The organism is Stenotrophomonas sp. FW305-3-2-15-E-LB1 (assembly GCF_058787375.1).
In genome coordinates, this window is the sequence record NZ_JBYSZR010000015.1 from 87,140 (window position 1) to 95,123 (window position 7,984).

Consider the following 7,984-nt stretch of genomic DNA (forward strand, 5'->3'; position numbering starts at 1 on the left):
CTCCGTTCAGTGGCCGGCAGCGATCAGCCCGGGCCCCAGATCGCGGCATCCAGCGCCGCAGCCGGGTCGATGGCCGGCATCCGCACCCGGCCGTTCTCGACCACCACGCCTTCGGCACGCAGGCGCTGCGACTGCTCGCGCCAGCCCGCCGAGCCTTCGGCCATGGCAATGCGCCCGTCCGAGCGCAGCACGCGGTGCCACGGCAGGCCGGGGTCTTCGTTCTGGCCCAGGATGCGCGCGGTGAGCCGTGCGCGGCCGGGCAGCCCCGCGCGCATGGCCACCTGGCCGTAGCCCAGCACCTGCCCTGGCGGGATCGCGCGGATCACCGCCAGGATGCGGTCACGCGCCTGTTCCGGCGTCAGCGCCGCAGGCGGGTCACCAGCAGTACGCCGATCAGCACCAGCACGGTGCCGGCGATCTGCGCCGGCCCCATCGGCTCGTCGAGCAGCCATAGACTCATCACGATGGTGGAAACCGGGCCCAGCATACCCACCTGCGCGGCCAGCGACGAGCCGACGCGCTGCACGGCCAGCATGATGGCCAGCACCGGCAGCACGGTGCATACCGTGGCGTTGACCAGCGACAGCCATTGCACCGTTGCAGGTGCCTGCCACAGCAGCGGCAGCGGATGGGTGATGGCGAAATGCAGCAGCACCAGCACGCTGGCCACGCAGCTGGCATAGGCGGTCAGCCGCACCGCACCGATGCGCGCGACCACCTGGCCACTGCCGAACAGGTACAGCGCGTAGCTGAGCGCGCTGCCCAGCACCAGCAGGCTGCCGACGATGATCTGCCCGCCCTCGCGCTGCAGGTCATGGCCGAAGGCCAGCAGCACGCCCAGGTAGCTCAGCGCCAGCGCTGCCACCTGCCAGCGGCCCGGACGCTGCCGCGCCAGCAGGACGTTGATCAGCAGCACCAGGGTCGGGTTCAAGTACAGGATCAGCCGTTCCAGGGTCACGCTGATGTACTGCAGGCCCTGGAAATCGAGCAGGCTGGACAGGTAATAGCCGGTGAAGCCCAGCCACAGCACGCGCGCCCGGTCGGCCCAGGACAGCGGTTCGGTACGGCGTGCCGACCACAGGGCCATCAGCACGAACAGCGGCAGCGCCATCAGCATGCGCAGGGCCAGCAGCGTGGTGGCATCCACCCCATGGCGCAGGCCGAGCTTGACGATGATGGCCTTGCCGGACGCCGCGATGGCACCGACCGCAGCCAGGCCGATGCCACCCAGGGCAATGCGCGGGGAAGCAGTGGCGATGCGTGGGGAAGGACTGGACATCAGGACGGCGGCAGGCCGCACGGGGTGCGGCCACGGAGGTATGTGGGGACGCGCATTGTCGCATGCACGCGCCTGATGCCCTGTAGAGCCGAGCCGATGCTCGGCTTCGCGGTGCCAAGGCGGAGAAAGCCGAGCATGGGCTCGGCTCTACAACAACCGCGGGTCAGCGCATCAGCACGACTTCCTCGGCCGAGGTCGGGTGGATGGCCACGGTGTCGTCGAACTGGGCCTTGGTTGCGCCCATCTTCACCGCCACCGCAAAGCCCTGCAGGATCTCGTCGGCCGCTTCACCCAGCAGGTGGATGCCCACCACGCGTTCGTCGGCACCGGCGCAGACCATCTTGAACAGGCTGCGCTGGGTACCGTTGGCCAGCGCTTGCAGCATCGGCCGGAACCGGCTGTGGTAGACCGTCACCTGGTCGAAACAGGCGCGCGCCTGCTCCTCGCTCATGCCGACCGCGCCCAGCGGCGGGTGCGAGAACACCACGCTGGCCACGTTGCTGTAATCCATCTTCGCGCTGGGGCGACCACCGAACAGGCGGTCCATCAGGCGCCTTGCCGCGGCCACCGCCACCGGGGTCAGGCCAACCTTGCCGGCAATGTCACCCACGGCATGCACGCTGGGCACCGCCGTGGTCTGCCACTCATCCACTTCCACCTGCTGGTGCTCGCCGATGCCGATGCCCAGCGCTTCCAGGCCAAGATCGCGGCTGTTGCCGCGGCGCCCGGTCGCGAAGAACACCGCATCGAACACGCTGCCCAGCGGGCCATCATGGCCGAAGGCACGCACGCGCTCACCCTCGCGCTGCAGCTCACGCAGGCGGTAATCGAAGTGGATGCGCACGCCCTGCTGCTTCAGGTTCTCGGCCAGCTGGTCGGTCAGTTCGTAATCGAAGCGTTCCAGCAGGCGCGTACCCCGCACCAGCAGGCTGACCCGGCTGCCCAGCGCCTGCAGCAGCCCGGCCAGCTCCACCGCGATATAGCCGCCGCCGATGATCGCCACCTCGGCCGGTGCGCTGCGCAGGTCGAAGAAATCATCGGATACCAGGCCCAGCGCCGCGCCGGGAATGTCTGGCCGCTGCGGGTGTGCACCGGTGGCGATGAGGATGTGTTCGGCGCTGTAGCGCACGCCATCGCTGCACGCCACGGTGTGCGCATCGACCAGGTGGCCGCGCGCGGGGATGCGCACGACGCCGGTTTCGTCCAGGCGCTTGTTGTAGCTGGTGTGGATGTTGCTGATGTAGGCCTGGCGATGGATCACCAGTTCCTTCCACGACAGCGCCGGGCGCGCCGGCACATCGAAGCCCATCGCACTGGCCAGGCCGATGCGCTCGTGCAGGTCGGCCGCCAGCCACATCGCCTTCTTCGGCACGCAGCCGACATTGACGCAGGTACCGCCCAGCGCGCCGGGTTCCAGCAGCGCCACGCGCTTGCCATGCTGGGCAGCCCGGATGGCGCCGGCCAGGCCGGCAGAACCGCCGCCAAGGACGATCAGGTCATAGTCAAAGGATGCAGTGCTCATCGGGATCGCTCTGAAGAAGGGAGAATCATGGATCCACGCCCTGCGTGGAGGGTGCCGCTGCCGTGGCCGAGCATGCCATGGGGAACATGCAGCGCAACGTGAGCGGCACAGGCGGTAATCAGCCCTGCGCAACCTCGCGGCGCATGGGCGGCCACTGCCGGTAGGTCATCGCGCGCCACAGCCATTCCATCGGGCCGAAGCGGAAGCGCCGCAGCCACCAGTGCGAGATGCCCACCTGCAGCGCGAACAGCAGCAGCGCGAACACCACCTGCCAGGCGCGCGGCATCAGGTCGAACCCGCCCAGCCCGTAATGGTTGAACAGCCAGGTGCAGGCCAGCGACTGCGCCAGATAGTGGGTCAGCGCCATGCGCCCTGCCGGTGCCAGCCAGCCGAGCCGCGCGCGCCAGTGCACGATCCAGGCCAGGTAGCCCAGGCACATCGGCACCGCACCGACCGACACCAGCGACATCACCGCCGTGGTTTCCAGGGTGTACTGGCCCGGCGCGAGGTAGGGCTTCCACAGCACCCCGGCAAGCGTGACCAGCAGGCCCAGCGGCAGCGCGACCCAGCGCAGGCCCGCATACAGGCGGGGGAATCGGTCCGGTTCGGCCAGCGCCCCGCTGCCGGCAAACCAGCTGCCGATCAGGAACATGCCCAGCACCTCCGGCCCGGTGATCACCAGCGCGCCCAGCGAGGAACCGAACTCATGCAGGCGCTGCACGTTGCCCTGCATCCAGCTGCCCTGCCCGTACACCAGCCGCTGCTGGTCGATGGCCTGCTGCGCATCGACCACCATCTTCTGCAGGTCCTGCGCCGGTGAGAGCGTCACCATCGCGCCGATCAGCAGCATCATCGACACGCCGGCCAGGTAGACCACGATGCCCATCCACGGCAACCAGCTTCGCGGCGCTTCGCGGCAGGCCAGCAGCGGCAGCGACACCAGCGCGTACAGCACCAGGATGTCGCCGGACCACACCAGCAGCGCATGGCACAGGCCGATCAGCGCCAGGCCGAGGCTGCGCCGCAGGTAGAACGGAGTGAACTCGCGGCCAGCCGCCTGCGCGCGTTGCGCCATGACCGCGAAGCCGGCACCGAACAACAGCGAGAACAGGGTGAAGAACTTGCCCTGCACGAAGATGTAGACGAAGGCATCGGCCACGTAATCCAGCCCGTGCCAGCGCGCGTCGATGCCGGTGAAGGCCAGGTCCAGCGGTCCGCTGAAGGCCTCGATGTTCATCAGCAGGATGCCCAGCAGGGCCACTCCGCGCAGCACGTCCAGCACGGCGATGCGTTCGCCGGAAGCCACCGGCTGCAGGGAAAGGGAAGCGGCGTTCACGGGGCATCCGGCAGGCAGGTCCGCCATTATGCCGCCGCCCTGCGCGCCGTGGACGGCCGCGCCGTGTTCCAGAAACGCAACGACCCGCCGAAGCGGGTCGTTGCTGTCCTCACGATCGCGCTGCGATCAGTGCTGGTGGCCACCGTCGCCATGGACATGGCCGTGGTCGATTTCTTCCTTGGCGGCTTCGCGCACTTCGACGATCTCGACGTCGAAATGCAGGTCCTTGCCGGCCATCGGGTGGTTCAGGTCGACGTCGACCACGCTCATGCCGACCTTCTGCACGGTGACCGCGCGCGGGCCGAAGTTGGTCTGCAGCACGACCTGCTGGCCCGGGACCAGCTTGGCGTTGCCGAAATGCTTCTTCGGCACGCGCTGGGACAGGCCCTCGCGACGCTCGCCGTAGGCATCGGCCGCCGTGACATCGACGTCGAAGGTCGCGCCGGCTTCCTTGTCCATCATGGCGTTTTCCAGGCCCGGGATGATGTTGCCGTGGCCGATCAGGATCGACAGCGGCTCACCGCGGTCCTTGGACGATTCGATCGGCGCCTGGCCGACCTCGGAGACGGTGTAGTGGAAGCGGACAACGCGGTCTTTTTCGATCTTCATGCGCAACTCTGTCTGGATCTGCCGGAGGCAGGCGGGTTGGGGCGGGTTGTCGCCCGGCGGGGACGCCGCCATCATGACGGCCAATCCAAGGTGGCGCATTATCCGGAGAACATGCAAAAGACGCCAGTTTCGTCCGGCCTGCGCCGGATCCTCGCGCCCGCCCTGCTGCTGGCCCTGCCCCTGCTGCTGGCCGCCTGCGGTGGCGGCAAGGCCGTCCGCCCCGCCACGCCGCCGCCGTCGGCGCACTGGCCGGCCACCACGCCGGACAACCCCGAGGCCGCCAATTCGGTGCTGATGCGCGCCATCAGCCTGGTCGGCACACCCTACCGCTATGGCGGCAACACGCCCGACTCGGGCTTTGACTGCAGCGGCCTGGTGACCTACGTGTACCGCGAGATGGTCGACCTGAAGCTGCCGCGCACCTCGCGCGACCTGGCCGCCGTGCAGGGGCCGAAGATCGACCCGCAGCGCCTGGCCACCGGCGATCTGGTGTTCTTCGGCAGCCGCGGCAACGTCACCCATGTCGGCATCTACGTCGGCGAAGGCCGTTTCGTGCACGCGCCGAGCACCGGCGGCACCGTTCGCCTGGACTCGCTCAGCGGCGCCTACTGGAAAGACCACTACACAGGAGCGAAACGCGTTCTTCGCTAAAATGAACAGGCGATATGTTCAAAACTGTGACGGACGTCACTGCGTGAATAACGTTTTATTAACGGAATTTTTAACTTATTGACGCTTTTACAGGGCATGATGCCCCATCGTTTTTTTCCTGTGACCGACGCGTGACGACTGACGACCTGCAAGGCCAAGGCCAGACCGCCGCTTCTTCACGTAGTGTCCGCCCGCTTTTCCTGGGCCTGGCGCTGTGTCTGACCAGCCTCCCGGCCTGGTCGCAGAGTGCCCCCACCAAGACCGACGCGACCCCGGCCACCGTGGCCGAGACCGCCCGGCCGGCCGCCAAGGCCGACGCTGCCGCTCCCCAGCGCAGCCGCGCCGATGCCGCCGCCAGCGCCACCCTGGCCGCCCTGCTGCCGCATCTCGCCGCCAACGACACCATTCCGCTGATGGACCGCTCGGCCATGGTTGCCGGCGACCTCAGCCGCCTGCTCGCCAACTACGACACCAGCAGCGTCGCCACCGGCGCCGTGGTGGGCAACCTGGATGACAACGGCAAGGTGCAGTCCCTGCTGCGCCGTGCGATGACCCTGCTGGGCACCCCCTACCGTTGGGGTGGCAGCAACCCGGACAGCGGCTTCGACTGCAGCGGCCTGGTCGGTTACGTGTTCCGCTCGGCCCTGGGCATCGAGCTGCCGCGCGTCTCGCGCGAAATGGCCCATGACAACAATGCCGAACTGATCAACGACCGTGCCGCGCTGGCCGCCGGCGACCTGGTCTTCTTCGGCCGCAAGGGTCGCGTCGACCACGTCGGCATCTATGTCGGCGAAGGCCGCTTCCTGCACGCACCGAGCACCGGCAAGGATGTCCGCGTCGATACCCTGCTGACCGGCTACTGGGGCAACAAGTTCATGCAGGCACGCCGCGTCGAGCTCTGAGCCCGCCGCACCCGCGCCCGCACCGGAAGCCGCTGCCCTGCAGCGGCTTTTTTGTTGCCCGCCGGTCGTGCAGCGCCGATGCGTGGCCGCTGGCCGGCCCGGCCTGCGTTGGTCTTTGATGTCACGGCGAGATACCTGCCGCGACGGGCCGCTGGATGCGGCCATGGCATCCCGGCGTGGGGCGGCACGCGGCGATGCCCGGTCTGACACCGCCCGCGTTGCCCGGATGCTTGGGGGAAGGCATGGCGGCAAGCCTGCAGGTTCCATCACGCTGTGTGATCTGGTTCGGCCAGCCCCTGGCGGGCGAGCGCGAGGCGCTGGCGGCCGCCGGTTGGCAGCTGCGCTGCGTCAGCCCCTCGCCCGCCATGGCCGTGGGCCTGCGCGGGCGCGACCACCTGGTGGCCGTGCTGGACCTGCGCCATCTCGATGCAGAGGCGCTGGGCCCTTTGCTGCCTTGGGTCGAGCAGCACCACCATCTGCCTTGGCTGGCCGTGATGCCGGCAGGCCTGGATGCACCGCCGCCCAGCTGGGCACCGCTGCTGCGTGCCTGCCAGGACCAGTTCACCCTGCCCCGCGAACTGCAGGACCTGCTGACGGCGATGCAGCGTGACTGCGGCGAGGAGGATCCGCCCACGGCATCGATGCGCGACGGCGGCGGCCTGCCGGCCCTGATCGGCGACAGCCAGGCGCTGTTGGCCGTACGGGCTGCCCTGCACAAGTTCGCCCCGGTGGAACTGCCGGTGCTGGTCACCGGCGAAACCGGCACCGGCAAGGAGCTGGCGGCGCAGGCCCTGCACGCCTTGTCCGGTCGTGCCGGCCGGCCCTTCCTGGCGGTCAACTGCGGCGCCATTCCGGCCAGCCTGGTGCAGTCGGAGCTGTTCGGCCACGAGCGCGGCGCCTTCACCGGGGCCGCGCAGCGCCGGGTGGGCCTGTTTGAAACCGCCGACGGCGGCACGGTGTTCCTGGACGAGGTGGGCGACCTGCCTGCCGACGCCCAGACCAGCCTGCTGCGGGTGCTGCAGGAAGGCACCCTGGAGCGGGTCGGCAGCAACCAGCCCCTGCGGGTGGATGTGCGCGTGCTGGCGGCCACCCATGTCGACCTCGAGCAGGCCGTGGCCCAGGGGCGGTTCCGCCGCGACCTGTACTACCGGCTCAACGTGCTGCGGCTGCCGATGCCGGCGCTGCGTGACCGTGGCAACGACGTGCTGCTGCTGGCCGAGCATTTCCTGCGCAGCTTCCGCAACCGCCATCCGGGCCGCGCGCGCGGCTTCGATCCCGGCGCGCGCCTGGCGATGCGCCACTTCGACTGGCCCGGCAACGTGCGCGAACTGTTGAACCGGGTGCAGCGCGCGGCGATCGTCAGCGAACACGAACTGATCAGCGCCAGCGACTTGGACATGGCCGACGCCGAGACCCCGGCCCCGCGCGCGGTGCTGCAGGATGCCCGCGGCCAGGTCGAGCGCGATGTGCTGCTGCGGACGCTGAAGATGCATGGCTACAACGTATCGGCCTGCGCGCGGCACATGCAGGTATCGCGGGTGACGGTATACCGGTTGTGCCGGAAGCACCGGCTGGAACTGCCTCCGGAACGGTAGGAAGCCAGCCGAACATGGCTTGTATGTTCCCCCCGGCTCCTACGAGGTATGTAGGAGCCAGGGTGGAGGGACCGACAAGCATGGATCTGC

8 protein-coding genes are annotated in these 7,984 nt (G+C 68.9%); 3 read left to right on the top strand and 5 right to left on the bottom strand.

Going from position 1 to position 7,984, the window contains the following annotated elements; genetic code table 11:
* Positions 1 to 23: 23 nt before the first annotated feature.
* From AC3WL7_RS12565 to AC3WL7_RS12585, 5 genes are all read right to left on the bottom strand, one after another.
* The gene (locus AC3WL7_RS12565; protein WP_234458311.1) at positions 24 to 362 is read right to left on the bottom strand and encodes an MGMT family protein; all 339 of its coding nucleotides are present in this window, start codon (positions 360 to 362) and stop codon (positions 24 to 26) included.
* Positions 359 to 1,279, bottom strand: a complete 921-nt coding sequence (locus AC3WL7_RS12570) for a DMT family transporter (protein WP_492750518.1) — start codon at positions 1,277 to 1,279, stop codon at positions 359 to 361. The genes AC3WL7_RS12565 and AC3WL7_RS12570 overlap by 4 nt, the downstream gene beginning before the upstream one ends.
* A 163-nt stretch (positions 1,280 to 1,442) precedes the next feature.
* Positions 1,443 to 2,801, bottom strand: coding sequence for a glutathione-disulfide reductase (gene gorA / locus AC3WL7_RS12575; protein ID WP_492750520.1), 1,359 nt, complete (start codon positions 2,799 to 2,801; stop codon positions 1,443 to 1,445).
* A gap of 118 nt (positions 2,802 to 2,919) precedes the next feature.
* Positions 2,920 to 4,164 (bottom strand): DUF418 domain-containing protein, encoded by a 1,245-nt coding sequence (locus tag AC3WL7_RS12580; RefSeq protein ID WP_295517516.1) that lies wholly within the window; start codon positions 4,162 to 4,164, stop codon positions 2,920 to 2,922.
* A gap of 99 nt (positions 4,165 to 4,263) precedes the next feature.
* On the bottom strand, positions 4,264 to 4,746 hold the full coding sequence (locus AC3WL7_RS12585; protein WP_079222661.1) for an FKBP-type peptidyl-prolyl cis-trans isomerase: 483 nt from the start codon (positions 4,744 to 4,746) through the stop codon (positions 4,264 to 4,266).
* Between the two features lie 111 nt (positions 4,747 to 4,857).
* Here AC3WL7_RS12585 and AC3WL7_RS12590 point away from each other — a divergent pair, with 111 nt between their 5' ends.
* The 3 genes from AC3WL7_RS12590 to AC3WL7_RS12600 all read left to right on the top strand — a co-directional run bounded on the left by AC3WL7_RS12590 (position 4,858) and on the right by AC3WL7_RS12600 (position 7,894).
* Positions 4,858 to 5,397 carry a C40 family peptidase gene (locus AC3WL7_RS12590; protein ID WP_200732306.1) on the top strand — a complete coding sequence of 180 codons (540 nt, stop codon included), beginning with the start codon at positions 4,858 to 4,860 and terminating at the stop codon, positions 5,395 to 5,397.
* A gap of 131 nt (positions 5,398 to 5,528) precedes the next feature.
* A complete protein-coding gene (locus AC3WL7_RS12595; RefSeq protein ID WP_079222663.1) occupies positions 5,529 to 6,299 on the top strand; it encodes a C40 family peptidase in 771 nt (256 codons plus the stop codon).
* A gap of 242 nt (positions 6,300 to 6,541) precedes the next feature.
* Positions 6,542 to 7,894, top strand: coding sequence for a sigma-54 interaction domain-containing protein (locus AC3WL7_RS12600; protein WP_492750525.1), 1,353 nt, complete (start codon positions 6,542 to 6,544; stop codon positions 7,892 to 7,894).
* Positions 7,895 to 7,984: the final 90 nt, after the last annotated feature.

Bases quoted from the DNA above. Each gene is read 5' to 3' on its own strand.
- AC3WL7_RS12570 (WP_492750518.1), bottom strand. From the start codon at position 1,279: ATGTCCAGTCCTTCCCCACGCATCGCCACTGCTTCCCCGCGCATTGCC.
- gorA (WP_492750520.1), bottom strand. From the start codon at position 2,801: ATGAGCACTGCATCCTTTGACTATGACCTGATCGTCCTTGGCGGCGGT.
- AC3WL7_RS12580 (WP_295517516.1), bottom strand. From the start codon at position 4,164: ATGGCGGACCTGCCTGCCGGATGCCCCGTGAACGCCGCTTCCCTTTCC.
- AC3WL7_RS12585 (WP_079222661.1), bottom strand. From the start codon at position 4,746: ATGAAGATCGAAAAAGACCGCGTTGTCCGCTTCCACTACACCGTCTCC.
- AC3WL7_RS12590 (WP_200732306.1), top strand. From the start codon at position 4,858: ATGCAAAAGACGCCAGTTTCGTCCGGCCTGCGCCGGATCCTCGCGCCC.
- AC3WL7_RS12600 (WP_492750525.1), top strand. From the start codon at position 6,542: ATGGCGGCAAGCCTGCAGGTTCCATCACGCTGTGTGATCTGGTTCGGC.